The 23400-nt window shown below is 70.7% G+C and carries 26 protein-coding genes and 1 tRNA gene; 13 read left to right on the plus strand and 14 right to left on the minus strand.

What is annotated here, in order from left to right; genetic code table 11:
• The first annotated feature begins 56 nt into the window (after window positions 1-56).
• Genes trpD through trpG form a run of 4 tightly spaced genes read left to right on the plus strand, consistent with a single transcriptional unit; the run spans window position 57 to window position 3977 of the window.
• Entirely contained in the window at window positions 57-1061 is a 1005-nt protein-coding gene (trpD, locus tag EYW40_RS07460) for an anthranilate phosphoribosyltransferase (RefSeq protein WP_135820994.1), read from the plus strand.
• Entirely contained in the window at window positions 1058-1714 is a 657-nt protein-coding gene (locus EYW40_RS07465) for a phosphoribosylanthranilate isomerase (protein WP_135820995.1), read from the plus strand. Before trpD ends, EYW40_RS07465 begins: the two co-directional genes overlap by 4 nt.
• On the plus strand, window positions 1711-3348 hold the full coding sequence (gene trpE / locus EYW40_RS07470; protein WP_135820996.1) for an anthranilate synthase component I: 1638 nt from the start codon (window positions 1711-1713) through the stop codon (window positions 3346-3348). Before EYW40_RS07465 ends, trpE begins: the two co-directional genes overlap by 4 nt.
• Complete coding sequence (gene trpG, locus EYW40_RS07475; RefSeq protein ID WP_135820997.1) at window positions 3345-3977, plus strand: anthranilate synthase component II; 633 nt, start codon at window positions 3345-3347, stop codon at window positions 3975-3977. The genes trpE and trpG overlap by 4 nt, the downstream gene beginning before the upstream one ends.
• A 52-nt stretch (window positions 3978-4029) precedes the next feature.
• On the opposite strand, the gene EYW40_RS07480 is transcribed toward trpG, so the two are convergent.
• Window positions 4030-4227 (minus strand): DUF8029 family protein, encoded by a 198-nt coding sequence (locus EYW40_RS07480; RefSeq protein WP_135820998.1) that lies wholly within the window; start codon window positions 4225-4227, stop codon window positions 4030-4032.
• Window positions 4228-4645: 418 nt separating this feature from the next.
• Between EYW40_RS07480 and EYW40_RS07485 the strand changes: the two genes are divergently transcribed.
• The gene (locus tag EYW40_RS07485) at window positions 4646-7789 is read left to right on the plus strand and encodes an adenosylcobalamin-dependent ribonucleoside-diphosphate reductase (RefSeq protein WP_135820999.1); all 3144 of its coding nucleotides are present in this window, start codon (window positions 4646-4648) and stop codon (window positions 7787-7789) included.
• Window positions 7790-7881: 92 nt separating this feature from the next.
• A complete protein-coding gene (locus EYW40_RS20290) occupies window positions 7882-8016 on the plus strand; it encodes an HVO_2523 family zinc finger protein (RefSeq protein WP_259370024.1) in 135 nt (44 codons plus the stop codon).
• Between the two features lie 9 nt (window positions 8017-8025).
• On the opposite strand, the gene EYW40_RS07490 is transcribed toward EYW40_RS20290, so the two are convergent.
• Window positions 8026-8682: a TVP38/TMEM64 family protein gene (locus EYW40_RS07490; protein ID WP_135821000.1), complete on the minus strand. Its 657-nt coding sequence runs from the start codon at window positions 8680-8682 to the stop codon at window positions 8026-8028.
• Between the two features lie 113 nt (window positions 8683-8795).
• On the opposite strand from EYW40_RS07490, the gene EYW40_RS07495 reads away from it, so the two are divergent.
• Window positions 8796-9149 carry a DUF5830 family protein gene (locus tag EYW40_RS07495; protein WP_135821001.1) on the plus strand — a complete coding sequence of 118 codons (354 nt, stop codon included), beginning with the start codon at window positions 8796-8798 and terminating at the stop codon, window positions 9147-9149.
• A gap of 30 nt (window positions 9150-9179) precedes the next feature.
• Here EYW40_RS07495 and EYW40_RS07500 read toward each other — a convergent pair whose 3' ends face one another.
• A complete protein-coding gene (locus tag EYW40_RS07500) occupies window positions 9180-10199 on the minus strand; it encodes a DUF7115 domain-containing protein (protein WP_135821002.1) in 1020 nt (339 codons plus the stop codon).
• Window positions 10200-10303: 104 nt separating this feature from the next.
• Between EYW40_RS07500 and EYW40_RS07505 the strand changes: the two genes are divergently transcribed.
• Window positions 10304-10454, plus strand: a tRNA-Met gene (locus EYW40_RS07505).
• A gap of 38 nt (window positions 10455-10492) precedes the next feature.
• Here EYW40_RS07505 and EYW40_RS07510 read toward each other — a convergent pair.
• The 3 genes from EYW40_RS07510 to EYW40_RS07520 form a co-directional block, all read right to left on the minus strand.
• A complete protein-coding gene (locus EYW40_RS07510; RefSeq protein WP_135821003.1) occupies window positions 10493-10957 on the minus strand; it encodes a hypothetical protein in 465 nt (154 codons plus the stop codon).
• Between the two features lie 77 nt (window positions 10958-11034).
• Complete coding sequence (locus EYW40_RS07515; protein WP_135821004.1) at window positions 11035-11520, minus strand: dual specificity protein phosphatase family protein; 486 nt, start codon at window positions 11518-11520, stop codon at window positions 11035-11037.
• A 39-nt stretch (window positions 11521-11559) separates the two neighbouring features.
• Complete coding sequence (locus EYW40_RS07520; RefSeq protein WP_135821005.1) at window positions 11560-11769, minus strand: DUF7340 domain-containing protein; 210 nt, start codon at window positions 11767-11769, stop codon at window positions 11560-11562.
• A 94-nt stretch (window positions 11770-11863) separates the two neighbouring features.
• On the opposite strand from EYW40_RS07520, the gene EYW40_RS07525 reads away from it, so the two are divergent.
• Window positions 11864-12490: an RNA 2'-phosphotransferase gene (locus EYW40_RS07525; protein WP_135821006.1), complete on the plus strand. Its 627-nt coding sequence runs from the start codon at window positions 11864-11866 to the stop codon at window positions 12488-12490.
• Here EYW40_RS07525 and EYW40_RS07530 read toward each other — a convergent pair.
• Window positions 12487-12840 carry a DUF7344 domain-containing protein gene (locus EYW40_RS07530; RefSeq protein ID WP_135821007.1) on the minus strand — a complete coding sequence of 118 codons (354 nt, stop codon included), beginning with the start codon at window positions 12838-12840 and terminating at the stop codon, window positions 12487-12489. The two genes, EYW40_RS07525 and EYW40_RS07530, sit on opposite strands and share 4 nt — an antisense overlap.
• A 92-nt stretch (window positions 12841-12932) precedes the next feature.
• Here EYW40_RS07530 and EYW40_RS07535 point away from each other — a divergent pair, with 92 nt between their 5' ends.
• Window positions 12933-13517 (plus strand): transcriptional regulator, encoded by a 585-nt coding sequence (locus tag EYW40_RS07535; protein ID WP_135821008.1) that lies wholly within the window; start codon window positions 12933-12935, stop codon window positions 13515-13517.
• Here the strand turns inward: EYW40_RS07535 and phoU are convergent.
• The 5 genes from phoU to EYW40_RS07560 are packed head-to-tail and all read right to left on the minus strand — an operon-like array spanning window position 13511 to window position 17886.
• Window positions 13511-14188: a phosphate signaling complex protein PhoU gene (gene phoU / locus EYW40_RS07540; protein WP_135821009.1), complete on the minus strand. Its 678-nt coding sequence runs from the start codon at window positions 14186-14188 to the stop codon at window positions 13511-13513. The two genes, EYW40_RS07535 and phoU, sit on opposite strands and share 7 nt — an antisense overlap.
• A 6-nt stretch (window positions 14189-14194) precedes the next feature.
• Window positions 14195-15061 (minus strand): phosphate ABC transporter ATP-binding protein PstB, encoded by an 867-nt coding sequence (gene pstB / locus EYW40_RS07545; protein ID WP_135821010.1) that lies wholly within the window; start codon window positions 15059-15061, stop codon window positions 14195-14197.
• Entirely contained in the window at window positions 15058-15933 is an 876-nt protein-coding gene (pstA, locus tag EYW40_RS07550) for a phosphate ABC transporter permease PstA (RefSeq protein ID WP_135821011.1), read from the minus strand. Before pstA ends, pstB begins: the two co-directional genes overlap by 4 nt.
• Window positions 15933-16868, minus strand: a complete 936-nt coding sequence (pstC, locus tag EYW40_RS07555) for a phosphate ABC transporter permease subunit PstC (RefSeq protein WP_135821012.1) — start codon at window positions 16866-16868, stop codon at window positions 15933-15935. Before pstC ends, pstA begins: the two co-directional genes overlap by 1 nt.
• Before the next feature lie 43 nt (window positions 16869-16911).
• Window positions 16912-17886 (minus strand): PstS family phosphate ABC transporter substrate-binding protein, encoded by a 975-nt coding sequence (locus tag EYW40_RS07560; protein ID WP_135821013.1) that lies wholly within the window; start codon window positions 17884-17886, stop codon window positions 16912-16914.
• A 295-nt stretch (window positions 17887-18181) separates the two neighbouring features.
• Here EYW40_RS07560 and EYW40_RS07565 point away from each other — a divergent pair, with 295 nt between their 5' ends.
• The gene (locus EYW40_RS07565) at window positions 18182-19177 is read left to right on the plus strand and encodes a phosphate signaling complex PhoU family protein (protein ID WP_135821014.1); all 996 of its coding nucleotides are present in this window, start codon (window positions 18182-18184) and stop codon (window positions 19175-19177) included.
• Window positions 19178-19220: 43 nt separating this feature from the next.
• Here the strand turns inward: EYW40_RS07565 and EYW40_RS07570 are convergent, their stop codons facing one another.
• Window positions 19221-20432, minus strand: a complete 1212-nt coding sequence (locus EYW40_RS07570) for a molybdopterin molybdotransferase MoeA (RefSeq protein WP_135821015.1) — start codon at window positions 20430-20432, stop codon at window positions 19221-19223.
• Between the two features lie 39 nt (window positions 20433-20471).
• Window positions 20472-22076, minus strand: coding sequence for an FG-GAP repeat protein (locus tag EYW40_RS07575; protein ID WP_135821016.1), 1605 nt, complete (start codon window positions 22074-22076; stop codon window positions 20472-20474).
• A gap of 152 nt (window positions 22077-22228) precedes the next feature.
• Between EYW40_RS07575 and EYW40_RS07580 the strand changes: the two genes are divergently transcribed.
• Both EYW40_RS07580 and EYW40_RS07585 read left to right on the plus strand, forming a co-directional pair.
• Window positions 22229-22996: an E3 ubiquitin ligase gene (locus EYW40_RS07580; RefSeq protein WP_135821017.1), complete on the plus strand. Its 768-nt coding sequence runs from the start codon at window positions 22229-22231 to the stop codon at window positions 22994-22996.
• Window positions 22997-23038: 42 nt separating this feature from the next.
• Window positions 23039-23398: an Hsp20/alpha crystallin family protein gene (locus EYW40_RS07585; protein WP_135821018.1), complete on the plus strand. Its 360-nt coding sequence runs from the start codon at window positions 23039-23041 to the stop codon at window positions 23396-23398.
• Window positions 23399-23400 lie beyond the last annotated feature (2 nt).

Consider the following 23400-nt stretch of genomic DNA (forward strand, 5'->3'; position numbering starts at 1 on the left):
AATACGATGTACTGATTTGTACATTGCAAGACGAAGTAGTTCATTGGTGCCTACTCATGCAAGACCACATCGAACGCGTCGCGGACGGGGAGGACCTGACACAGGAACAGGCGCGCGAGGCGGCGTCGGCCGTCTTCGAGGACGCCACGGAGGCACAGATCGGGGCGCTGCTGACGGCGCTCCGGGCGAAAGGCGAGACGGAGACGGAGATCGCCGGCTTCGCCGAGGGGATGCGCGAGGCCGCCCGGACGATAACGCCCGACCGAACGCCGCTGGTCGACACCTGTGGGACGGGCGGCGACGACTACGACACGATCAACGTCTCGACGACCAGCGCCATCGTCGCCAGCGGGGCGGGCGTGCCGGTCGCCAAGCACGGCAACTACTCCGTGTCGTCCTCGTCTGGCAGCGCCGACGTGCTCGAGGAGGTCGGCGTGAACGTCGAGGCCGAGCCGCCGGCCGTCGAGGAAGCCATCGAGGCCGACGGCATCGGCTTCATGCTCGCCCCCGTGTTCCACCCGGCGATGAAGGCCGTCATCGGCCCGCGCAAGGAACTCGGGATGCGGACGGTGTTCAACGTGCTCGGCCCGCTGACGAACCCCGCCGGCGCGGACGCGCAGGTCGTGGGCGTGTACGACCCCGAACTCGTCCCCGTGCTCGCCCGGGCGCTCGCCCGGATGGACGTCGAGCGCGCGCTGGTCGTCCACGGCTCGGGCATGGACGAGATCGCGGTCCACGACGAGACGACCGTCGCGGAGGTTCGGGGCGACGAGACCGAGGAGTACACGCTCTCGCCGGCCGACCTCGGGCTGGAGCGCCACGACATCGAGGCGGTGGCCGGCGGCACGCCCGCCGAGAACGCAAAGGACATGCGCGGCATCGTCGAGGGCGACGTGACCGGCGCGAAGCGGGACATCATCCTCGCGAACGCGGGCGCGGCGATCTACGTCGCCGGCGAGGCCGAGACCCTCGACGCCGGCGTCGAGGCCGCCCGCGAGGCGATCGACTCCGGCGCGGCCGCCGAGAAGCTCGCGGACCTGCGCTCGGTCGTGGCGAAATGACGCGGGCGAAGGTCTGTGGCATCACGCGGGAGGCGGACCTCCGGGCGGCCGTCGAGGCGGGCGCGGACGCCGTCGGCGTGGTCTGTGACGTGCCGGTCGACACGCCCCGTGAGGTGTCGCCCGAGCGCGCCGCCGACCTCGTCGCCGCCGTCCCGCCGTTCGTGACGAGCGTGCTGGTGACGATGCCCGACAGCGCCGCCGCGGCCGCCGACCTCGCCGGGCGCGTCGGGCCGGACGCGGTGCAGGCCCACGGCGACCTCGCCCCCGACGCGGTCGCGGACCTGGCCGACGCGGTCGACGCCGCCGTGATCAAGTCCGTCGACGCCGCAAAGCCCGAGCGCGCCGCCGACTACGACGGCGTCGCGGACGCGCTGCTCGTCGACTCCGTGGACGACGCGGGCGGGGGCGGCACCGGCGAAACCCATGACTGGGAACGCACCCGCGCGGCGACCCGGGACCTCGACGCGCCGCTCGTCCTCGCGGGGGGACTTACGCCGGACAACGTCGCCGACGCCGCCCGGACGGTCGAGCCGTTCGCGGTGGACGTCGCCAGCGGCGTCGAGGCCGAACCGGGCCGGAAGGACCACGACGCGGTCCGCGCGTTCGTCGCGCGGGCGACCGGCGCGACGGCCGAGCGGGGTGTCGAGCCGTGAACGTCGACCGCGCCGAGTTCGTCGGCCTCGCGGACGCGGACGGGCCGGTCGTCGTCCGGGCTGCCGCGGAACTCGACGCCGACGCGTCGCCCCTGTCGGCCTACGCCGCGCTGACCGGCCGGACGACCGACGCCGAGCGGGCGGACTACTCGTTCCTGCTGGAGAGCGCCGAGAAGACCGCCTCCAGCGACCCCGACGGGGCCTTTCGCCCGACGAGCGCGGAAACGGACCGCCACGCGCGGTACTCGTTCGTCGGCTACGACCCCGTCGCCGCGGTGACGGTCGACCCCGAGGGGACGGCCGTCGACGTGCTCGCCGCCGACCGCTACGGCGACCTGATCGCGCCCAACGGCGGCGACACCGTGGACACGCTCCGGGCGGCCCTGCCGGACGCCGAACTGCGTGGCTTTCCCGACTCGGACCGCCAGCATCTCGAAGGGGGGCTGGTCGGCTTCCTCGCGTACGACGCCGTCTACGACCTCTGGCTGGACGAGGTGGACGTCGAGCGGCCCGAGTCGCGCTACCCGGACGCGCAGTTCGTGCTGAACACGAAGACGCTGGTGTTCGACGAGGTCGCCGGGACGCTTGAACTGGTCTGCACGCCGGTCCTCCGGCCCAACGACGACGCCGGCGCGGCGTACGACGACCTGCTCGCGGAGGTCGAACGCGTCGAGTCGCTGCTCGGGGCCGCCGCCGACCCGGACCCGGGTGGGTTCCGGCGGGAGGCCGAGACGGCCGGCGCGCGCGATGCCTACGAGGAGAGCGTGCGGACGGCCAAGGAACACGTCCTCGACGGCGACATCTACCAGGGCGTCGTCTCCCGGACGCGGGAGCTGTACGGCGACGTGGACCCGCTGGGCCTGTACGAGGCGCTCCGCGAGGTGAACCCGTCGCCGTACATGTATCTGTTGGGCTACGACGACCTGCACGTCGTCGGGGCCAGCCCCGAGACGCTCGTCTCGGTGCGCGGCGACGAGGTGATGGCGAACCCCATCGCGGGCACCTGCGAGCGCGGCGCGAGCCCCGTCGAGGACCGCCGCCTCGCCGGCGAGATGCTCGCCGACGGGAAGGAACGCGCCGAGCACACGATGCTGGTCGACCTGGCGCGCAACGACGTGCGCCGGGTGAGCGAGTCCGGCAGCGTCCGCGTCGACGAGTTCATGAACGTGCTGAAATACAGCCACGTCCAGCACATCGAGAGCACGGTGACGGGGACGCTCGCCGACGACGCCGACTGCTTCGACGCGACGCGGGCCTCGTTCCCGGCGGGCACCCTCTCGGGCGCGCCGAAGATCCGCGCGATGGAGATCATCGACGACCTCGAACCGGAGCCACGCGGCCCGTACGGCGGGGGGGTCGGCTACTACTCGTGGACCGGCGACGCCGACTTCGCCATCGTCATCCGGACGGCGACGGTCGAGCGCGACGCGCCCCTGCCGGCCGGCGACGGGGCCGCCGACCGCGTCACGGTGCAGGCCGGCGCGGGCATCGTCGCCGACAGCGACCCCGGCGCGGAGTACGAGGAGACCGAGAAGAAGATGGGCGGCGTGCTGGACGCGCTGGAGGCGATCGAACGCGGGGGGCGCGCCGCGGACGCCCCGCCCGAGGCGACGCCGGGAGGTGGCGACGCGTGAGCGACCCGACGGTGCTGTTCGTCGACAACTTCGACTCCTTTACGTACAACCTCGTGGAGTACGTCAGCGAGCACGCCGACACCGAGGTGCTGCGCAACACCGCCACGCTGGAGGACGTGCGGGCGGTCGACCCGGACGCCGTCGTGATCAGCCCCGGTCCGGGCCACCCCGAGAACGACCGCGACGTGGGCGTGACGAACGACGTGTTGCTGGAGGTCAGCCCCGACGTGCCGACGCTCGGCGTCTGTCTCGGCCTCGAAGCCGCCGTCTACGCCTACGGCGGTTCGGTCGGGCGCGCGCCCGACCCCATCCACGGCAAGGCCTACCCCGTCCACCACGACGGCGAGGGCGTCTTCGCCGGCCTCGACCAGGGCTTCCGCGGCGGGCGCTACCACTCGCTGGTCGCGACCGAGGTGCCGGACTGCTTCGCGGTGACGGCGACGACCGACCACGGGGCGGGGGAAGGCGACGGGGCGGCGTCGGGCGACGCGTCGGCCGACGGCGGCACCGAACTCGTCATGGGGATCCGCCACCGCGAACATCCGATCGAGGCGGTGCAGTTCCACCCGGAGAGCGTGCTCACGGCGGCAGGGCACGACGTCATCGAGAACTTCCTCGCGGGCGTGTGAGCCGGCGGCGGGCGGCGACCCGGGCCTTCGGGAAACCGCGACGCCCGGCCGATTACATCACCAGGCTGGCACCGTACAGCGCCGCGACGACGACGCCAGCGACCATCAACAGTTTCCAGGCGATGCTCAACACGATCCGCCCGACCAGCACGATGACGATCAGGGCGACGATGGCGGCGAGCAACTGGCCGAGCTGGGAGTCGAGCAGGCCGCCGAGCTGGAGCGGGACCAGCGGCAAGGCGTTGTACATACGTCACACCCCTCACTCGCTCACCATAAGTTTGCTGTCGGGTTTGCCGGACAGCTAACAGGCTCCGTGACGTACCCGGAGGTATGATCCGGTCGACACCGCGGTCGGAGCCGGGACCACTCCCACCAGGGAGGGAACCGCCAGTCACGGGATGGCGCGAGCGTCCGCGCGCTTCACTTTCCCATTTGCACAGAATTATAACGCGGCCGCTCACAGTAAGGTCCGGAAGCCAGAACCGTCGAACCGGGGGAGGTCCGCGCCGCCGACACGAACCGAGTAGTGGCATCTGTTTTTGAAAGCATGGTTGAATAAAACAAAGGTAGCTTTAATTACCAGGCTCCAGTATGTATCCCTCGTCACGAATGATCCCGACAACGACGTTCAGATGCGGTGTAATCGCGAGTCGGAGGTGGGCAGCATGAGCGACGCGGAGCTCTCCGCCGACGAGATCACCCTCCCGATCAAGCGCACCGAGGGCGACACGCTGGAGGAGCGCCTGACGGGCAACGCGTACCACAACATCCTGCCCGCGCGCTACCTCCGGAAGGACGCGAACGGCGACCTCATCGAGGAACAGGAGGACCTGTTCGACCGCGTCGCCCGCAACATCGCGCTCGCCGAGGCCGTCTACGAGGCCGAGAAGCGCGACGAGGAGGTCACGGTCACGCCCGACCAGCTGAAGCCCGACCACCCGCGCCGCGACGAACTCGCCGAGGAAGTGTTCGGCAAGGGGGTCAGCGCCGACGACGACGCCGAGGCGACCCTCTCGGTGTACAACGTCAACAAGTTCGCCTACGAGACGGTCGTCCCCGAGCTCCCCGACGGCGTCCGCGAGCACGTCGAGTCGGTCGCCGACGAGTTCCGCGGGATGATGGAGAACCTCGACTTCATGCCGAACTCGCCGACCCTGATGAACGCGGGCGACGAACTCCAGCAGCTGTCGGCCTGCTTCGTCGACTCGCCGGAGGACGACATCGACGACATCCACCAGACGGCCAAGGAGGCCGCGCAGGTGTTCCAGTCCGGCGGCGGCATGGGCTATGCGTTCTGGCGGCTCCGCCCCTACGGCGACGCGGTCGGCTCGACCGGCGGCATCGCGTCGGGCCCGATCACCTTCATGCGCACCTACGACCAGATGTGCGAGACGATCGCCCAGGGCGGCGCGCGCCGCGGCGCGCAGATGGGCGTCATGCGGATCTCCCACCCGGACGTCATCCAGTTCATCCACGCGAAGAACAAGGACGTCTCGCTGGCCCACTCGCTGCGCCTGAACGACCCCGACGACTACACGCACAACTCCTTCAAGGACGCCCTAGAGGAGGCCCGCGAGCTCATCACCGACGACGGCAAGGTGCCGAAGCACCTCCGCAACGCCGCCGAGGGCCACCTCTCGAACTTCAATATCTCCGTCGGCGTCACCGACGACTTCATGGAGGCCCTGGAGAACGGCGAGGAGTTCACGTTCACGAACCCCCGCACCGGCGAGCCCCACGTCGCCACCGAGGAGACCAAGGAACTGTACGAGATGTTCGACCTCGGCGAGTACGTCGAGGTCGGCGAGGAGCTGTCGGTCCCCGCGGAGGTCGTCTGGGACGACATCGTCGCGGGCGCACACGAGAACGGCGAGCCCGGCGTCATCTACCTCGAACGGGTGAACAAGGAGCACTCCTTCGACGTGGAGGAACATCCCGACCACCGCATCCTCGCGACGAACCCCTGCGGCGAGCAGCCCCTGGAGGAGTACGAGGCCTGTAACCTCGGCCACATCAACCTCTCGACGCTCGCGGACTTCGACGCGCCGGACTGGCGGGTCTGGTCCGAGGAACACGCCGACGAGTACGACAGCCTGGAGGCGGCCGTCGACGACTTCCTCGACGAGGCCCTCGACGTCGCGGAACTGGACCGCCGCATCGAGAAGGGGACCCGGTTCCTGGAGAACGTCGTCACGATGTCGGACTTCCCGGTCAAGGACATCGAGGAGAAGGTCCGGGAGATGCGCAAGATCGGCCTCGGCGTCATGGGGCTGGCCCAGCTGTACATCCAGCTGGGCATCGAGTACGGCAGCGAGGAGGGCAACGAGGTCGCCCGCCAGGTGATGCGCCACATCAACCACGGCTCGAAGCGCGCCTCCCACGAACTGGCCACGGAGCGCGGGAGCTTCGAGGAGTGGGACAAGTCGAAGTACGCGAACCCCACCGAGTACCGCGAGTGGTTCGAGAAGCAGACCGGCGAGGACGCCGACGACTGGGCGGACGGCTACCCCATCCGCAACCACAACACGACGACCATCGCGCCGACCGGCACCACCTCGATGGTGGGCAACACGACCGGCGGCTGCGAACCGATCTACAACGTCGCCTACTACAAGAACGTCTCCGACGACGTGCAGGGCGACGAGATGCTCGTCGAGTTCGACGACTACTTCCTCCGCACGCTGGAGGACAATGATCTAGACGTCGACGCGGTCAAACAGGAGGCCCAGGAGCAGATGGCCGCAAACGAGTTCGACGGCGTCGAGGGACTTGAGACCGTGCCGGACCCCATCGGCGAGCTGTTCGTCGTCACGAGCGACCTCTCGGGCAAGGACCACGCCGCCGTGCAGTGTGCCTGCCAGGAGGGCGTCGACTCGGCCATCTCGAAGACCTGCAACTTCCCGAACGACGCCACGCCCGGCGAGATGGACGAGGTGTACCGCTACATCTACGAGAACGGCGGGAAGGGCGTCACCGTCTACCGCGACGGCACCCGCTCGAAGCAGGTGCTGACGACCCGCGCCGAGAACAAGGAGTTCGCCGACGAGAGCGAGGCCGCCGAGGCGCTCGTCGAGCAGATCAACGACGTGTTCGGCGGCGTCGACGCGTTCCTGGGCAACGAGGACGTCCGCGCGGCGCTGGACGAGGAGGTCGACGAGATCCTCGGCAGCGCCGACGGCACCGGCGACGCCTACGCGAAGGAGCGCCCGCGCCCGGACGTGCTCCACGGCGTCACCCAGCGCATCGACACCGGCTACGGCAAGCTGTACGTCAACATCAACGAGGACGAGAACGGCGAGCCGTTCGAGCTGTTCGCCAACATCGGCAACTCCGGCGGCTTCACCGCCTCCTTCACGGAGGCGCTGGCGAAGATCATCAGCTTCGCCCTGCGCTCGGGCGTCGACCCCCACGAGATCGCAAACGACCTGCAGGGCATCCGCTCGCCGAAGGTCGCCTGGGACAAGGGCGAGCAGATCCAGTCCATCCCGGACGCCATCGGCACCGGCCTGCGGCGCTACCTCGACGGCGAGATCGAGAAGACGTACCCGCAGCAGAAGAACCTCACCGAGATCGACGACGAGGAGGCGGCCGTCGAACCCGAACCCGACGGCGGCGCACAGGTCGAATCCGGCGCGGACGCCGGCGCGGCGGTCGACGCTGACGGACCGGCGGCCGACGCGGGCCAGTCCGACCAGCAGGACCTCATCGACGCCGGCGAGAGCCCCGAGTGTCCGGACTGTGGCTCGATGAGCCTCTACTACTCCGAGGGCTGCAAGACCTGCGAGTCCTGCGGCTGGTCGGAGTGTTGAGGTAGCCGGCTTTCTTCGCGCCCCGTCCTCCGTTTCGGCGCGTATCCCGACTTCTCGAAGCACTTAGCACGGTGGGAACGGAACGTCCCTCCATGGAGGACGACCGGGGTGGCGACGGCGGCCGGCCCTGCCCGCGGTGTGAGACACCCATGTACCGCCGGCACTGCAAGTACGTCTGCCCGCAACACGGCGTCGTGATGGACTGCAGCGACACGTTCTGGCAGTAGCGGGCCGTCTCAGGAGGCCGCGGTCCGCGCCCCGAGATACTGGTACGCCGGCCCGGCGAGCAGCAGCGCCGCAGCCGCGATGCAGGCGACGATCAGCGGGAGGGAGACGTCGCCGAGGCCGCGGGCGGCGACCGACTCCGCGGAGTGTCCCAGCACGACGGCGGCGACGGTCCACGGGAGTTCGCCGAACACGGTGCCGAGGGCGAAGGCCGGCAGCGGGACGCCGCTGGCCGCAGCGGTGCAGGTGACGGCGTCGGCCGGGATCGGCAGCAGGCGCGCGGCGGTGACGCCGCGGACGTGGCCGGTCGACCCGAGGAAGCGGTCGCCGGCGTCGCCGAGGCGGCTCCAGAACCCGCCCGCCCCGGCGAACCAGCGCACGCCGAGAAACGGCGGCAACGAGGTGAGCACCGCGCCGGCGAGCGCCACGGGGACGCCGACCGCGACGCCGTAGCCGTAGCCGACGACGATGGCGACGAGCGTCGTCGGCCACGCGAGGAAGGGTCGGACGAGATAGAGGCCGAGGACGGCGACGCCGAACAGCAGCGGGTCCGCGGCGGTCCGCTCGGCCGCGTCGACGGCCGCCGCCGGCGAGGAGAGCAGGCTCGCGGCGACGACCGCCCCGAGGACGGCTGCCCCGGCGACGGTGCGGCGGTCGAGCGACGGCATCGCTTCCCGCTTTGCGGGCCTCCTACGAACCCTTTGTGGTCGGCCGGGTCGGGAGCGGCGGGCCGCCCGGCGTCGAGCAACCGTTAAGGGGGTCGCGGGGCGACGGACGACCGATGGACGAGACGGTCGAACTCGGCGTCGAACTCCTGCGCAACCTCGAACACGAGGAACTGTCGGTCGCCGAGGCCGTCGACCGGATCGAGACGATCACCACGAACCCGACGCTCACGCGGACGATTTTGGACGAGGCCGAGAAGCGCGGCGTCGTTGAGCGCGAGGACGGGATCATCCGCCCCACCGGCGGCGCGTTCGTCCGGTACGAGCGGCAGGTCGTGCAGAAGGAGGGCGAGTTCACCTGCGAGCGCTGCGGCGCGGGGCTGTCGACGGGCCACTTCATCCGGTTCGAGTCGGGCGAGGTCGGCCCGTTCGGGAGCTCCTGCATCCGGAAGGTGACGGGCCGGGAGTGACCGACCCGTCGGGGTGCGGTACGCCCGCCGTCACCGCCCGCGGCTGAGTTCCTCGATCAGCTGTTCGATGGTTGCCTGCTGCTGTTCCAACAGCTCGTTTTGCGCCTCCACGGTCTCACGGAGGTCCGCGACTTCGGCCGCCAGGTCGCCGTCGTCCGCCTCGGCGTCGCCGTCGGCCGTCGACTCCGCGGGCTGGAAGCCGGCCTCGTCGAACTCGTCGTCGCCGTTGTCCGCCTCGGCGTCGCCCGCCGCGACGGTCCCGACCCGTGAACTTCCCGCGTCCTCGGCGGCGTCGTCGGCCGCCGGCTCCCGACCGGACTCGTCGACCGTCGGCGGGTCGGCGTCGAGCGGGTCGACGCCCTCGCCGAAGTCCATCTCGTCGCTCGCCGCCGCCTCCTCGGGTTCGTCGTCGGAGGCGAGCGCCTCGGCCAGCGCCGCCTCGCTGGCGACGTCGTAGTACGTACACAGCGCCTCGACGAGCCGCTGGCGCACCTCGTCGATGCTGTCGTTGGGGGCCTTGATCCGCTGTGGCCGGCCGTTTACCTCCAGTACGATCTGGGTGGCGACGCTGCCCTCCTCGAAGTCGAGGCCGGTCACGTCCTCGAAGCGGTACTCCTCGTAGTCCTCGTCCCAGACGACTTCGCCGACGTGCTTGACGAGGCGGTCGCTGGTGATCACGAGCGTCAGTTCGCTGAACCGGAACGTCTGGTTGACCGACTCGCCCGGCTCCGTGACGCCGCTGGCGTTCAACACGCCCGCCAGCACGGGGTGGAGCGCCTGGTCGGCCTCCGCCGACGGAAGCGTGAACTCCCGCTCGCCGTCGATGGGGTACTCCAGCTGGATCTTCGTCTTGCGGCGGCCCTCGGAGAGGCTTAGCCGCTCGGCGTCGTGCGGGTACTCGTTGACCGTCTCGTCGCTCAGGAGCCCGTCGGCTCGGTAGATAAGCGTCCGCGTCGGCGTGACGAACAGCTCGTCCTCGCCGCCGATCGACACCCGGGCGGCGACGCTCTCGTCGCCGAGGGTAGACTCCACGATACCGGGAACGTCCATGGAGATACTGTTCGCAGGATGTATCTTAAAACCGAGGGCCACGCCCCGAACCCGTCGCCGGATATGAGAAGTTTAAAGGCTACCAGCGGACAACGAGGGAGTGAGCCCGGGTGGCTTAGCTGGACATAGCGCCGCACTCATAGGGTTCTGAGATTCGGTGCGGTACCGCCTTGGAAGCTCTCCGTGTCCCTGAGGCCCGCCGAGCCTCGAACCTGGGACATGCGGAGATCGAGGGTTCGGAGCCCTCCCCGGGCATTTTCCCACCTGCCACGAACCTCGTGTGAGTGGCGTCGCTACGCCGTTCCGCAGTCGACTGTCCGTCGCCGCGTCGGCCCCCAGTCCTCCGGAATCGATTCGACGGCTGTCACGGCCGTCGGTGCTCCGTCCCGGAACTCGAACGTCGCCTCGTAGGCCACTGACCCCATCCCCTGCGTACACGGGCCGTCGCCCTCGAACGTCCCGACGACGACTTCGAACCGACCGTCCTCCAGCGACATCGAGTCGACCCCAACCTCGGTACACGTGTTTCCGCTCCACATCCGGCCGGAAACCCGAACGCCGCCGTCCGCGGCCGAACACGAGACGGTCGGTTTGCCGTCTTTCTCCCCGTCCGGGTTCTCCTCGACGACGGAGAACTCGTAGTTGGCGACGCCGTCGACGGCGGTCGCGGTGTCGGGGCCGGACGGCGTGAGGGTGGCGAGACAGCCCGCCGTCGAAGCGACGGCTCCGACGCCGACGATGACCGATCTGCGGTCCATACGATATGCCGTTCGGGGAGTGAAAAGAAGCTGTGGACGGCCGGGCCGGACGTTGCGGGTCAGCGACCTCCCCCGAACTACGACCGCGCCGCCAGATACACCACCGCTAGCTCGTGAAGCGCCGGGTTCGGCATCGCGAACGGGCGAGCGTCCTGAACGATGGCCAGCGCCTCGCGGAACCGCCGGTCCTCCTCGGCCGCGATGGTCGCCGCGAGGAGCGTGGCGCTCCGGGAGACCCCGGCCTTGCAGTTGACCAGCACCGACCCGTCGCGGCGGTACAGCGTCCGGGCGGTGTCGACGGCCGCCGCGAACGCCGCCCACTCGTTGCCCCGCCCGTCGACCAGCGGGCGGTGGTGGGTGGTCAGCGGCAGTTCCTCCGCCGTCGCCGAGAGGACGAAGTCGAACGAGCGCCCGTGGGCGTCGGGGTCGGCCGCGAGCGCGTTGCCGAGGTAGCAGTCGCGGTCGCCGATCCGTCTGACCACGGCCTCGTCGGCGACGAAGCCCTTCGGGCGGATGAGGGGGTCCGGCGGTTCGCCGTCGTCCGGGGTGCCGTTCCGGGTCACGTCGGTCCGGATTCGCGCCACGGCACTAAAGTTTCGCGGCTACCCGGCGACGTACACGCGCTCGTCGGGCCACACGTCGGCCCACCAGCTCGCGTCGCAGTCGTCGCAGGTGTAGTGCTCGCGCTTGACGACCGTCTGCCCGTTGTCGAACGTCTCGCGGGCCTCGCCGCGGCGGGTCACGTTCCGGCTGCCGCAGGACGGGCAGGCGGCGTCCGCGCCGTCCGTCCGGGTGGGCCGTCCGAGTCGCATGCCCGGCGTACCACGCCGACCGTGTTAACTGCCCGTGTCGGGTTCCGGAGACGAGGCCACCGGGCTTTTCGCCGCCGGCGGCCAACGGCCCGGCGTGCACGACGTTCGGCGCTGTCCCGACCACGGCGTCTTCGCGGCGGCGGCGTGTCCCGACTGCGGGGCGTCCGGCGACAGGGTACTTTCGGCGGACCGCCGCCGCCGGCTGTCGAAGTTCGTCAGCGGCGCGCTCCGGCACTTCCCCGACGATGCGGGGCTGTCGCTCAACGGGGCGGGCTGGACCGGCTATGACGCCCTCGTCGCTGCGGTGACGGAGAAGTACGAGTGGGCCGACGCGACGGCACTGGCCGGCGTCGTGGCGACGGACCCGAAGGGGCGCTTCGAGCGCGACGGCGGCCGGGTCCGCGCGGCGTACGGCCACTCCGTCGACGTGTCGCTGGAGCCGACCGACGCGCCGGTCCCGGCCCGGCTGTATCACGGCACCGCGCCGGGGAACGTCGACCGCATCACCGCGGAGGGCCTGCGGCCGATGGGCCGGCAGGCCGTCCACCTCTCCGGGTCGGTCGAGGCGGCGCGGGCGGTCGGCGAGCGCCACGCCGCCGACCCGGTCGTGCTGGTCGTCGACGCCGACGCGATGGCCGCCGAGGGTCGACGGATCACCAAGCGGGGCCGGGACACGTACACGACCGACCGCGTCCCGCCGCGGTATCTGTCCCGGCGTTAGCGCTCCATCCGCTCGGCCGTGTCGAGGTACGGCTCGGTCGCCTCGACCCGGCAGTCGACGACCAGCTTCGACTCGGGGTCGTACGTGACGACGCCGGCGTCGTCGAGCTTCGGCAGGTCGCGGTGGTGGAGCCCGGTCTCCAGTTCCCGCTTGCTCCCCGCCGCCTCCCCGTCGTCCGCCAGCTCGCGGGCGAGCCGGCCGGTCGAGACCGGCGGGTCCCCCTCCCGGAGCCGTCTGAGTATCAGCCGCCTGCGCTCGTCCGCGAGCGCCTCGAACACGTCGTCCAGCGGGACGTCGGTGCTCGTGTCGATAGAGTGCGTGCGGGTGAACGGCTGCGTTTGCTCCACCATGTCCGTCCGAACGACGGGCATGAAAAAAAGAGGGGTGCCAAATTCTTTAGGCCGCCGGAAGACCCAAACCGCGGCCGCGTGTAGCGCGGCCCATGAGCGGCGAGGACGAGCGGCAGTGGGGGTACGTGGAGGGCGTGTCCGCCGACCGCCTGCTGGCGGCGTTCGAGGGGGCCCGGCCGCTGACCGCCGCCGAGATAGCCGACGCGGCGGGCGTCTCCGAGCAGACGGCCCGGGCCGAACTGGCCCGGCTACGTGACGACGGGCTGGTCCGCCGGAAGGCCGTCGCCGGCGTGACGGTGTGGTTCCGGCCCGTGACGGCGTTCGGCGCGGACGACGACGCCGGCGGGCGGTCGCCCGGCGACGCCGTCGCCGACCTGGACGTGCCGGGGACCAGCGACATGATGCGGGACTGGCGACGCACCGCCGTCCGGGCCGCCTACGACTTCCTCGCGGACGAGGCTCCCGTCGAGGAGCCGACGTTCGTCGAGGAGGTGTTTCCGTCCCACTCCGCGGGGTACGACGACCCCGACGCGTGGTGGGGGATGGTCCGGCCGCGCCTGCGGACGCTCCCGGGCGTCGACGCGCCCACCTGGCGCTCGGAGACGACGTGGCGGTTCGAGCGCGCCGCGGTCCCGGGGGAGGCCGGGGAGGGGGCGGAGTCGGGGCCGACTCAGTAGATCAGTTCGTCGTCGTTCTCGACCATGTACAGCGTCCGGGCGCAGATGTTGACGGCGTGGTCGCCGACGCGTTCGAGGTCGCGGATCGTAAGCAGCAGCCGCGAGACGTCCTGCAACAGGCGCTCGACGTCCTCGTCGTCGGTCGCGTCCAGTTCACGCTCGATGAGGTCCCGGACGACGGTCTCGCTGGCCCGCTCGCAGAGCCCGTCGAGGTCGTCGTCGGCCGCGGCGATCTCGCGGCACAGGTCGGTGTCCTCACGGGCGTAGGCGTCCATCGACTCCTCGATCATGTCCAGCGTGATCGTGCCGATCTCCTGAACGTCGACCTCGGGGAACACGTCCTGGTTGGCGTCGAGCGTGTACTCGCCGATGTTGGTCGCCAGGTCGGCGACGCGTTCGAGGTCGGTGATGATCTTGAACGTCGCGGCGATGAAACGCAGGTCGCCGGCGACCGGTTGCTGGAGCGCGAACAGGTCGATGCAGTCCTGCTCCAGGTCGAGGTACATCCGGTTTATCTCGTCGTCGCCGTCGATGACCTCCCAGGCCATCTCCTCGTCTTTCCGCTCCAAGGCGTCCAGCGACAGCCGTAGCCGTTCGAGGACGACCTCGCTCATGTAGAGGACGTCCTCCTCCAGTTCCTCGAGTTTCTCCTGGTAGTTCTGTCTGGCCATACTGCGTTATCCGAACTTCCCGGTGATGTAATCTTCGACGCGCTGGTGTTCGGGGTTCTCGAAGATCCGGTTCGTGTCGCCGAACTCGACGAGTTCGCCGCCGGTGAGGAACACGGCCGTCTTGTCGGAGATGCGCGCGGCCTGTTGCATGTTGTGGGTGACGATGACGACGGTGTACTCCTCGGCGAGTTCCTCGATGAGGTCCTCGATCTGGGAGGTGGCGACGGGGTCCAGCGCGCTCGCGGGCTCGTCCATCAGCAACACGTCGGGGTCGGGCGCGATGGCCCGGGCGATACAGAGGCGCTGCTGCTGGCCGCCCGACAGGTCGAGCGCGCTCTCGTCCAGCCGGTCTTTCACCTCGTCCCACAGCGCCGCCCGCTTGAGCGCCTGCTCGACCCGTTCGTCGAGGTCCTCGGTGTCGTCCTGGATCCGGAGGCCGTAGGCGACGTTGTCGTAGATGCTCTTCGGGAACGGGTTCGGGGCCTGGAACACCATGCCGATGCGCCGGCGGAGCGCGACGGGGTCGACGTCGTCGTCGTACACGTTCTTCCCCTCGAACCGGAGTTCGCCCTCGACGCGGGCCGAATCGACCAGGTCGTTCATCCGGTTGATACACCGCAGGAACGTCGACTTCCCGCAGCCCGACGGCCCGATGATCGCCGTCACGCGCTGTGCCGGGATCCCGATGTCGATGTCCTGGAGCGCCTGCTCGTCGCCGTAGTAGACGGCGAGGTCGCGCGTCTCGATGACGTCCCTGGTGGACGCAGTCGCGTCGGCGGCGCTCTCCGTCACCCCGTCGGAGCCGGGGGTCGGGCGGGCGGTCGAACCGTCGTCTGTGCCGGATTCGGATGTCGTCACGTCTTGCTGTGTCATTGTCGGGTCTGATAGCGGTTGCGCACGAGGATCGCAACGGAGTTGATCGAGAGCAGTACCACCAGTAGCGTCACCACGCCGGCGGCGACGACCCCGTACTGGAACGCCTCGTCGGGGTACGACGCCCACGTGTAGATCTGCATCGGCATCGCACTGATCTTGGCGAACGGGCCGTTCGGGACGCCGAACACGGTCGTCGGCGCGCCGATCATGATGAGCGGCGCGGTTTCGCCGATCGCCCGGCCGAGCGCCAGGATGGTGCCGGTGAGGATGCCGGGCAGCGACTCGGGCAAGACGACGTTCTTTATCGTCTGCCACTTCGTCGCGCCCATGCCGTAGGACGCCTGCCGCATCGAGTCAGGCACGGCCTGGATCGCCTCCTGCGCGGAGATGATGACGATCGGCAGGATGAGCAGGGAGATGGTGAAGCCGGCGACGAGCAGCGTCCCGTACCCCAGGCTGACGAACTGGACGAACAGTCCGAGCCCGAGGAGGCCGTACACGACCGAGGGGACGCCCGCCAGGTTCGCGATGTTGAGCTGGATGAAGGCGGTCGCGCGGTTGTCCGGCGCGTACTCCTCCAGGTAGACGGCCGCCCCGACGCCCAGCGGGAACGTGACCAGCGCGATGAGCAACATCAGGAAGATGGAGCCGACGAGCGCCGGGAAGATGCCGGCCTGCTCCGGCACCGGGTGGGGCGGGCTGGTGAGGAACTGCCAGTCGAGCCAGCCGACGGCGTCGACCGCCACGTAGGCGAGCAACACGGCCAGCGCGACGATGCCAAGCAGCGTCGCGCCGAGCGTCAGATACTCGAAGGCGACGTCTTTCGTCCGGCTGATCCGCCCGAAGGCGGTGGAGTCGTCGGTCGTCATTATCTGTACTCCTCCCTGTACCGCGATGCGATCCACTCACTGACGAGGTTCATGGCGAAGGTGATGACAAACAGCGTGAGCCCGACCGCGAAGAGGCTCTTGTACGACAGCGACTGGCCGGTCACGTCGCTCGCGCCGAGCTGGACCATCGCCGCGGTCATCGTCTGGATGGAGTTGAGGAACACGCCCGCCGGGTCGGTCAGGTCGACCAGCCGGGGGGTGTTGCCCGCCGCGATCGTGACCGCCATCGTCTCGCCGATGGCCCGCGAGAGCGCGAGGATGTACGACGAGGCGATGCCCGAGATGGAGGCCGGCACGACGACGCTCGTCGAGACGGTGAACTTCGTGGCTCCCAGCCCGTAGCTCGCGTTCCGGAGCGAGTCCGGCACCGCGCTCATCGCGTCCTCGCTTATCGAGGAGACCATCGGGATGATCATGATGCCGACGATGATGGAGGCCGAGAGCGCGTTGAACGTGTCGATGGAGGGAAAGAGGACGCCCAGCGCCGGCGTGATGTACACCAGCGCGAAGTAGCCGTAGACGACCGTGGGCACGCCCGCAAGCACCTCCAGCGCGGGCTTCAGCACCTTCCGGGCGCGCTCGCTGGCGTACTCGCTGAGGTAGATCGCCGTCAGCAGGCCGATCGGCAGCGCCACGACGGCCGCGCCGAACGTGATCACGAGCGTCCCCGTCACCAGCGGCAACACGCCGAACTGGATCGGGTCGTTGGCCGGGCTCCAGGTCGTCCCGGTCAGGAACTCGACGGGGGACACCTCCGAGAAGAACGTTACCGAGTCCCCGAGCAGCGTCAGCAGGATGCCGACGGTCGTCAGCACGGAGAGGACGGCACAGGTGAAGAAGACGACCCGTATCACGGCCTCCCGCCTGCTCCGGCCCCCGTCGCGGGAGAGGTCGGGCGCGTTCGCGCCGCTCATCGGGACACCCCCGTCGCGGATGCGCGTCGGCGCGGAGCCGTGGTCATCCGTCCACCTCCGCGATGGCGGCGTCGAGTTTGTCCAGGTTCTCCTGGAGTTGGTCCTCGGTGATGGGCACGTAGCCGACCTCCGAGACGAGGTCGGTCGCCGCCTTCTCCAGGTAGAACCGGACGAAGTCGCGCACGGCGGGGTCGGTCAGCGACTCCTTGGCGACGTAGGTGAAAAGCGGCCGGGAGAGGGGCTGGTAGCGGCCCTCCTTGGCGTTTTGCAGCGACGGTTCGACGCAGCCGTCGCCGTTGTCGATGGCGAGGGCCTTGATCGAGTTCGGGTTCTCGCTGTAGTAGGCGAACCCGAAGTAGCCCATCGCGTACTTCGACCCCTGGACGCCGCGGACGATGGTGCGGTCCTTCTCGGTCGCCGAGTAGTCGTTCCGGTGGGTCCCCTCCTCGCCGATGACCGTCTCCTTGAAGTAGTCGAACGTGCCGCTGACAGTCGCGGCCCCGAACAGGTCGAACGGCTCGTCCGGCCAGTCGTCCCGGACGTCGCTCCACTGCTGGGCCCCGTCGGCCATCCAGATCTGGCGGAGTTCGTCGACGGTCACGCAGTCGACCCAGTCGGCCTCCGGGTTGACGACGACGGTGAGCGCGTCGGTCCCGACGACGAACTCGATCGGCTCGACGCCGTTGTCGGCACACTGGGCCTGCTCCTCCTCGGCGATGGGGCGACTCGCGTTGTTGAGGTCCGTCATCCCCGGACAGAAGAAGTTGGAGAAGCCGCCGCCGCTGCCGGTCTTGCTGATCGCGACGTTCACCGTGGGGTTTTGCTGCGTGTAGTCGGAGGCGACCGCCTCCGCGATCGGAAACACCGTGCTGCTGCCCGCGATGTTCACCTGCCTGTCCTCCCCGCCCATGACCCGGGCACACCCTGTCAAGCCGGCCGCGCCCGCCGCACCCGCCGCGGCCAAGATCCGCCGCCTAGAGACCCGTGGCGGTCGGCGTGGCGTGTCTTCCGACATCATCCGAAAGTGGGGATATGAGCGGTAAGTACCCTGCTATGTTATCTATATAGATATACGTATGACACCGATCCGAACAGGAAATTGTGTAGCCGAGCGCGCCGGCTCGACCCGCGATTCGCACCGCTCACTGCCGGTTTCGTCGGAGTTTCGGAAGGCAGGAGAGCGGCCGGATCGACGCCGTCGACGGTCGGTAGCGGACGGGAACCGCGGGTCAGTACGGCTCCGTTCCCTACCGGATAGAACTGTGGTATATAGATGGGGATAGTTTTATAGTATCGTGTACGTGGTTCCGGATATGGAGACCCGCAAGGTGCAGGTGACGGGCGGATCGACGTACACCGTCTCGCTTCCGAAGTCCTGGGCGACCGAGAACGGGGTCAGCGCCGGCAGCGAAGTCGAGTTCTACCCGGAGGAGGACTCGCTGCTGTTGACCCCTCGGAGCGAGGACGAGCGGACCGAGGGGGCGCTCGACGTCTCCGACCTGGCGGGCGAGAAGCTGACGCGTGCGGTGATGACGATGTACGTCAGCGGGTTCGACATCATCGCGCTGGAGGCGAGCCGGATCACGACCGACCAGCGGCGGGCGATCCGCGAGGCCGTCCAGGGGCTGGTCGGCGTCGAGGTGCTGGAGGAGACCAGCGAGCGGGTCGTCCTGCAGGACCTGCTCGACTCCTCGGAGCTGTCGATCGAGAACGCGGTGACGCGGATGCGGCTCATCTCGCGGTCGATGCTCGACGACGCCGTCACCGCCCTGGTCGAGAACGACGACGACCTCGCGCGGGACGTGATAGAGCGCGACGACGACGTCGACCGCCTCTGGTTCGTCGTCTCCCGGATCTTCCGTGCGACGCTGCGCTCCCCGCGGGCCGCCAAGGAACTGGGGCTGCCCCGGGAGACGTGTTTCGACTACCACTCCTGTGCGCGCCAGCTGGAGCGGATCGCCGACCACGCCGCGAAGATGGCCCACCTCGCGCTCCAGCTCGACACGGTGCCCGAGGACGTCGCCGAGGCGCTGGCGGCGGCCCACGAGGACTCGGCGGCCGTGATCGACAAGGCAATGGACGCCCTGCTGACGACCGAAAACGAGGGGTCGACGACGCTGGCGAACGACGCCCGCGAGTCGATCCTGACGATAGACGACCACACCCGCGACCTGCGGGAACTGCTGCGGGACTTGGACCCCGCGGAGGCCCAGCTGCTCGGGCTGGTCGCCGACTCGCTGTCGCGGAGCGCCGACTACGGCGGCAACATCGCCGAGACGGCGCTCCAGAAGGCCGCGCCGCGGCCCTGACTCGCCGCGTGCGGTCCGCCGGCCTCGGGCAGCCAGGGGCCGCTTACGCCGACCACTCCCAGTCCTGTACCGCGACCGTCTCGCCCGCGGCGACGCCCTCGCGGCCGTCCGCTATCTCGACCCAGCCGTCGGCCAGCGCGACGCTCGACAGGACGCCGGAGCCGCTCGCGCGGGTCGGGACGGCGACGCGCTCGCCGTCGCGCTCCTCCAGCGACACGCGGGCGAACGTCCGGGTGCCCGGCTCGCTCGGTATCTTCCGGTCCAGCCGCGCCTCGACGGTCGGGTGGTCATGCAGGGGAAGCCGGCCGGCGCGCTTCAGCGCGGGGCGGAGGAACTGCACGGCGTTGACGATGCAGGCGACGGGGTAGCCCGGCAGCATCAGCACGGGCGTGTCCTCGACGACGCCGAACGCGACGGGGTGGCCCGGCTTCAGCGCGACGCCGTGGACAAGCACCTCGCCGAGGTCGGCGACCACCTCGGGGATGAGGTCGCGCTCGCCGACGGAGGAGCCGCCGGTCGTCACGACGACGTCCTTCGTCAGGTCGCGCTGGACCGCCGCCCGCAGCGCCGCCCGGTCGTCGGTGACGACGTCGCGGTACTCGGCCCGGCCGCCCCAGCGCTCGACGTAGCGCGAGACGGTCAGCCCGTTCGTCTCTATCACCTCGCCGGGGTCGGGGTCGCGCTGGACGAGTTCCTCGCCCGTCGGGATCACGCCGACCGACGGGCGGTCGTAGACCGCCACCTCGTCGACGCCGACGGACTTCAGCATGCCCAGGTCCGATGGCCGGAGGCGGTGGCCCGGTTCGTACAGCGTCCGGCCCGCGCTCACGTCCTCGCCGACGGGGGCGACGTTCTCCCCCTCGGCGACGGCGTCGAACACCTCCAGGTCGCCGCCGACCGCCTCGACGTGCTCCACCATGACGACGGCGTCGGCCCCCTCGGGGAGTTCGCTCCCCGTGTGGACCCGCGTCGCCCGGTCCGGGCCGACCGCGTCGGCGGGGCGGAGCACCGCCGGGGAGCGGTCGCTCGCGCCGAAGGTGTCGGCCGCCCGCACCGCGTAGCCGTCCATCGCCGCCCGGCGGTAGTGGGGCACCGGCCGCTCGGCGGTCACCCGCTCGGCGACGACCCGGCCGTCGGCCGCCGTAAGCGGGACGCGCTCGGTCCGGTCCGTCCCCGAGACGGCCTCCCGGAGCGTCGCGCGCGCCTCGTCCAGCCGGGTCCGGTCCTTGAACCCGGCGTCCGTGGGGTCGCTCATGTCGACGCCTTCGTGGCGGCCGCGTGAAAAAGTAGCGGGCTACGGGCGGTAGCGCCACAGTGCCAGCGCGACGACGGCCACGGCGACGCCCGCGGCCGCCGCGACCGGCCCGCCGGGGACGAGCGAGCGGTCGTCGCCCCCGCCGTCGGTGGCGTCCGTGCCATCGTCGGGGTCCGTGCCGTCGGCATCGGTCGTCCCGTCGGTGCCGTCGGCGGTCGTCGTGCCGGTGGTCGTGGTCCCGTTCGGCGACGCCGGCTCGGTCTCGACCGCGCACTCGCCCGCCAGAAGCGTCGCGGAGCCGTTGACGCCCGTCGTGTTCTCGTGGGGCGCGCCGACGAGCGCGTCCCGCGTTCCCTCGCCCGTCGCGTTCGCGACGAGGCCGACGCGGTAGCCCGACAGGTCGCCCTCGCTCTCGCCGGTCAGCACCCGCGAGGCGTCGCCGTCCGCGGGGACGAGGTACGTCGCCCCGGCGGTCCCCGCGGCGTACGGCGCGCCGACGAGCAGGTCGGCCCGCCCGTCGCAGGTCAGGTCGCCCGCCGTCGCGTCCCAGCCGGCGCGCTCGCCCGGCGCGCCGACGAACGCGGGGTCGACGGCCGAGAGGTCCGCGTCCGCCGGCGGGACGACGTACACCGCGCCGGAGTCGCTCCCGTTCGGGCTCGCGGTCGGCGCGCCGACGACCAGCCCGGCCGAGCCGTTCCGGTCGGCGAGCGCGACGGTCGATCCGGCCCTGTCGCCCGACTCCGCGCCGCGGATCGTCACGGCGGCGTCGGCCGCCGAGACGGTCCCGGTTTGGTCGGCGGCGACGCCGTACACCGCGCCGGCACCCGACCCGCCGGCGTCCCGGGCCCCGGCGAACAGCTCCGGCGTCCCGTCGCCGTCGACGTCCCCGCCGGCCACGTCCCAGCCGGCCCGCCCGCTCTCGGCGGTTCCGACGAGCGCGAGGGCCGCGTCGCCGGACGTGCCCTCCGCGGGGAGGTCCTCGAAGTAGTACGCCGCGCCGGCGTCCGTCGCGCCGGCGTCGCTCCGCGGCGCGCCGACGAGCAGGCCCGCGCCGTCGCCCGAGCCGTTCGGGACCGCCGCGACGGAGAGGCCGAACTGCTCGTCGCCCTCGCCGGCGAGCACCGCGTCGGCGTCGGCCGGCGTGAGCGTCCCGGACAGCGACGGTCCGCCGTAGAAGACGTAGACGTAGCCCGTGTCCCGGAGCGGCGCGGTCACGACCAGGTCGTCGACGCCGTCGCCGTTCAGGTCCGCGAGCGCGACGTCGTAGCCCGTCCACTCGCCGCCGCCGGTCCCCTCAACGGTCACGTCGGCGTCGGCCGCGTCGCGTTCGCCGCCGTCGATGGGGCCGAAAAAGAGGTACGCCGCCCCGGCGTTCCCACCCGCGCCGTCGGCGAACGGCTGGCCGACCGCCACGTCGCCGGTCCCGTCGCCGTCGGCGTCGCCGCCCGCGACCGACTCGCCGACGGCCGGCCCCCCGCGCACCGTCGCGTGGGGCGACAGGGGGGCGTCGCTGTCGTTCTCGCTCCCGTTCGACTCCTGCAGTCCGTCCGCGGTCGCCGACGGAACCGCCGCGCCCGCCCCCGCGGCCGCGACGGCGAGCACCGCGAGCGTCCCGAGGGCCGCCGCCACCGTTCGTGCGTGCATCGTCACGGATGTGTCAGCGTCGATGCTTTGTTATCGGCCGGCAAGCGCGGGGTAAGCGCCGCTTACTCGGCCGTCCGACCGCGGGCCGGACCGCGGAACCGGGGCCGACGGCCGACGGAACGCTTACGCCCCGGGGCTTTCAACCCGGACGCGTGCCCGCAGTCACCCTCGCCACCGCCCTGTTCGCCGCCGTCGCGCTGGTCGGCGTCGCCCTCCTCGCCGACGCCGGCCGCCACGGCCTGCGCGCGTACCGCGTCCGGTCGAACGAGCCGATCCCCGTCGGAGCGGCCGCCGACGAGTCCGGCGTCGTCGAGGTCGAGGGCGTCGCCGAGCGCCACGAGCGGTCGCTGGTCGCCCCCTTCTCCGGCGAGGAGTGTCTCGTCTGCGAGTACGAGGTGCTGGAGCTCCAGTCCTCTGGCAAGACGAGCAGCTGGAACACGATCAAGGCGGGCGGCGGGTCCGTGCCCTTCGCCGTCTCCGACGGGACGGGCCGCCTGCTGGTCGAGCCGGCCGGCGCGAAACTGGCGCTCGACGAGCACGTGACCCGCGTCGGCGGCGGCGACCGCCCGCCCGAGCGGATCGCCCGCTGGATCGAGGACACGCCGGACGTCGACTCCGAGGAGAAGACCTGGGACCTGCGCGTGATCGAACTGAAGGCTGGCAACGACCGGAAGTACGTCGAGCGCCGCGTCGACCCCGGCGACGCCGTCCACGTGTACGGCGGGAGCGAGTACCGCCGCTGGTCGGACGCCGGGGGCGCGGTCAACGTCGCCATCAGGGACGGCCTCGCGCCGCTGTTTCGCATCACGGACGGCGACGAGCGTGCGGCGGTGCGGGGTCTCGCCGTGCCGGCGCTGTACCGGCTCGCCGGCGCTGCGGTCGTGTTCCTGCTCCTGTTGGTGCTGGTCCCGTCGTTCTGACCGACCGCGGGCTTTTTCGCCCCTGAATCCTTACGCAAACCCATGTCAGCGCTGCGTGATGCCCTGCGAGACCTGCCCGACGCCGTGTTCGCTGACCTCCTGGAGAGCGACGACGCGTACCTGCTCGTCGTCGACCTGCCCGGGGTCACAGCGGACACCGTCGACGTGGCCGTCGAGGGCGCGAGGCTGCGTATCGAGGCGCGGCGCGAGAAGGACGTCCCCGCCGACTACCGCTACCACACCGAGGAGCGGTCCCTGTTTCTCGACGCGGACCTGCCGCTCCCGCCGGACGCCACCGACGACGGGGCGGAGGCGACGGTCGACCGCGGCGTGCTGGAGCTCCGCCTGCCCAAGCGCGGCACCGGGGCCACCGAGGCGACGATCGAGGTCACCGAGGCGTAGCG

This window comes from Halostella litorea, assembly GCF_004785955.1.
GTDB classification, from domain to species: domain Archaea; phylum Halobacteriota; class Halobacteria; order Halobacteriales; family Natronoarchaeaceae; genus Halostella; species Halostella litorea.

Excerpts from the sequence above, each read along its gene's own strand:
- trpD (WP_135820994.1), top strand. The coding sequence starts at position 57 with ATGCAAGACCACATCGAACGCGTCGCGGACGGGGAGGACCTGACACAG.
- EYW40_RS07465 (WP_135820995.1), top strand. The coding sequence starts at position 1,058 with ATGACGCGGGCGAAGGTCTGTGGCATCACGCGGGAGGCGGACCTCCGG.
- EYW40_RS07480 (WP_135820998.1), bottom strand. The coding sequence starts at position 4,227 with ATGTACAACGCCTTGCCGCTGGTCCCGCTCCAGCTCGGCGGCCTGCTC.
- EYW40_RS07485 (WP_135820999.1), top strand. The coding sequence starts at position 4,646 with ATGAGCGACGCGGAGCTCTCCGCCGACGAGATCACCCTCCCGATCAAG.
- EYW40_RS20290 (WP_259370024.1), top strand. The coding sequence starts at position 7,882 with ATGGAGGACGACCGGGGTGGCGACGGCGGCCGGCCCTGCCCGCGGTGT.
- EYW40_RS07490 (WP_135821000.1), bottom strand. The coding sequence starts at position 8,682 with ATGCCGTCGCTCGACCGCCGCACCGTCGCCGGGGCAGCCGTCCTCGGG.
- EYW40_RS07495 (WP_135821001.1), top strand. The coding sequence starts at position 8,796 with ATGGACGAGACGGTCGAACTCGGCGTCGAACTCCTGCGCAACCTCGAA.
- EYW40_RS07500 (WP_135821002.1), bottom strand. The coding sequence starts at position 10,199 with ATGGACGTTCCCGGTATCGTGGAGTCTACCCTCGGCGACGAGAGCGTC.
- EYW40_RS07510 (WP_135821003.1), bottom strand. The coding sequence starts at position 10,957 with ATGGACCGCAGATCGGTCATCGTCGGCGTCGGAGCCGTCGCTTCGACG.
- EYW40_RS07520 (WP_135821005.1), bottom strand. The coding sequence starts at position 11,769 with ATGCGACTCGGACGGCCCACCCGGACGGACGGCGCGGACGCCGCCTGC.
- EYW40_RS07530 (WP_135821007.1), bottom strand. The coding sequence starts at position 12,840 with ATGGTGGAGCAAACGCAGCCGTTCACCCGCACGCACTCTATCGACACG.
- EYW40_RS07535 (WP_135821008.1), top strand. The coding sequence starts at position 12,933 with ATGAGCGGCGAGGACGAGCGGCAGTGGGGGTACGTGGAGGGCGTGTCC.
- phoU (WP_135821009.1), bottom strand. The coding sequence starts at position 14,188 with ATGGCCAGACAGAACTACCAGGAGAAACTCGAGGAACTGGAGGAGGAC.
- pstB (WP_135821010.1), bottom strand. The coding sequence starts at position 15,061 with ATGACACAGCAAGACGTGACGACATCCGAATCCGGCACAGACGACGGT.
- pstA (WP_135821011.1), bottom strand. The coding sequence starts at position 15,933 with ATGACGACCGACGACTCCACCGCCTTCGGGCGGATCAGCCGGACGAAA.
- pstC (WP_135821012.1), bottom strand. The coding sequence starts at position 16,868 with ATGAGCGGCGCGAACGCGCCCGACCTCTCCCGCGACGGGGGCCGGAGC.
- EYW40_RS07560 (WP_135821013.1), bottom strand. The coding sequence starts at position 17,886 with ATGATGTCGGAAGACACGCCACGCCGACCGCCACGGGTCTCTAGGCGG.
- EYW40_RS07565 (WP_135821014.1), top strand. The coding sequence starts at position 18,182 with ATGGAGACCCGCAAGGTGCAGGTGACGGGCGGATCGACGTACACCGTC.
- EYW40_RS07570 (WP_135821015.1), bottom strand. The coding sequence starts at position 20,432 with ATGAGCGACCCCACGGACGCCGGGTTCAAGGACCGGACCCGGCTGGAC.
- EYW40_RS07575 (WP_135821016.1), bottom strand. The coding sequence starts at position 22,076 with ATGCACGCACGAACGGTGGCGGCGGCCCTCGGGACGCTCGCGGTGCTC.
- EYW40_RS07585 (WP_135821018.1), top strand. The coding sequence starts at position 23,039 with ATGTCAGCGCTGCGTGATGCCCTGCGAGACCTGCCCGACGCCGTGTTC.